Source organism: Thermomonas sp. (assembly GCF_025993755.1).
Classification (GTDB): domain Bacteria; phylum Pseudomonadota; class Gammaproteobacteria; order Xanthomonadales; family Xanthomonadaceae; genus Thermomonas.
Map to the genome: position 1 here is coordinate 1 of NZ_JAMQHN010000008.1, position 1660 is coordinate 1660.

The 1660-nt window shown below is 68.8% G+C and carries 1 protein-coding gene; it reads left to right on the forward strand.

Features of this window, described 5'->3' with window-relative positions; all coding sequences use genetic code 11:
* On the forward strand, positions 1–1660 hold a 1660-nt coding region (locus tag Q0X16_RS00665; RefSeq protein WP_297829549.1), incomplete at both ends, for an adenylate/guanylate cyclase domain-containing protein.

The window sequence follows — 1660 nt, forward strand, 5'->3', positions numbered from 1 at the left end:
CTACGACCATTTCCTGCGCGGCCGCGCCCTGGCGCAGCCCGCCGACGCGCGCATCGTCCTGGTCGGCGCCTGCGATGATGACATGAATCGCTGGGGCTGGCCGCTATCCGACGGTCTGCTGGCCCGCACGCTGGAGAAGCTGGAGGCGCAGCAGCCGGCCGCCATCGGCATCGACCTGTATCGCGACCTGCCGCGTGGCGAGGGCGGCGAGGCTTTCGAGCAGGTCATGCTGCGCCATCCGAACATCGTCGCGGTCGCCAAGATCGGCGACGGCAGCAAGGGCGAGATTCCGCCGCCGCCCTTCCTCGGACCGGAGCGTGTCGGCTTCGCGGACGTGGTTCTGGATCGGGCGGATGTCGTCCGCCGCGGGCTGCTTTTTCTGGACGACGGCGAGGCGGCGTATACCGGCTTCGCCCTGCGGCTGGCACTGCTCTACATGACGCCCCGTGGCATCGTCATCGAGGCCGATCCGGACAATCCGCAGCACTTGCGGCTGGGCCCGCACGGCTTGCCGCCGCTCGAACCGGATGACGGCGGCTATGTCGGCGCGGACGCGGCCGGTTATCAGTTCTTGCTGGATTACGCGGGCGGACCGGTGCCCTTCGAGCGGTTGACGCTCTCGGACGTGCTGGACGATCGCCTCGCGGCCGGTGTGCTGCGCGGGCGGATCGTCATTTTCGGCGTCGCCGGACAGAGCGTGAAAGATTTCTTCGCCACCCCCTTCAGCAGCGGCAGCCACGCCGAGGTGACGGTGCACGGGATCACCCTGCACGGACACATCGCCGGCCAGTTGCTGCGCATGGCGGTGGACGGCGTGCCGCCGCTGCGCACGCTGCCGGAGTTCCAGGAGGCGGCCTGGATCGCGCTGTGCTGCGCGCTCGGCGGACTGGTCGGCTTCGGCCTGCGCCACCCCGCCCGCTTCGGCCTGGGTTTCGTCTGCGGCATTGCCGCGATCTATGCGGCCGGGTATGCCGGCATGGGACAGCGCCTGTGGGTGCCGGTCGTGCCGCCCATGCTGGGCTGGGCCGCGGCGGCCTTGTTGAACGTCACTTACCTGACGGTCATCGAACGCCGTCAGCGCGACCAACTCATGCAGCTTTTTTCGCGCCACGTATCCGGCGAGGTGGCGGAGGAGATCTGGAACAACCACGAGGCGTTCCTCTCCGGCAGCGGCCGTCCTCTGCCGCGACGACTGGAAGTGACGGTGCTGTTTTCCGACATTCGCGGCTTCACCACCATTTCCGAGCGGCTGTCGGCCGAGGCGCTGATGGACTGGCTCAACGAATACACTGGTGCGATGGCCGATCTGGTGATCGCCCACGGCGGCATGGTGGACAAGTTCATCGGCGACGCGGTCATGGCGATCTTCGGCGCGCCCCTGCCGCGAGGCAGCGAGGCGGAGGTGGCGACCGATGCGATGCGGGCGGTGGATTGCGCTCTCGCCATGGGCGAGGCGCTGGAGGCGCTCAATGCGCGCTGGGCGACGCGGGGGCTGCCGCCGATCGCGATCCGCATCGGCATCAATTCCGGACCGGTCGTCGCCGGCAGCCTGGGCAGCAGCAAGCGGCTCGAGTATACGGTGATCGGCGACACGGTGAACACCGCGTCGCGGCTGGAAAGTCTGGACAAGGGCTGGGAGGGGCTGTCAGGCGGCGAGAAC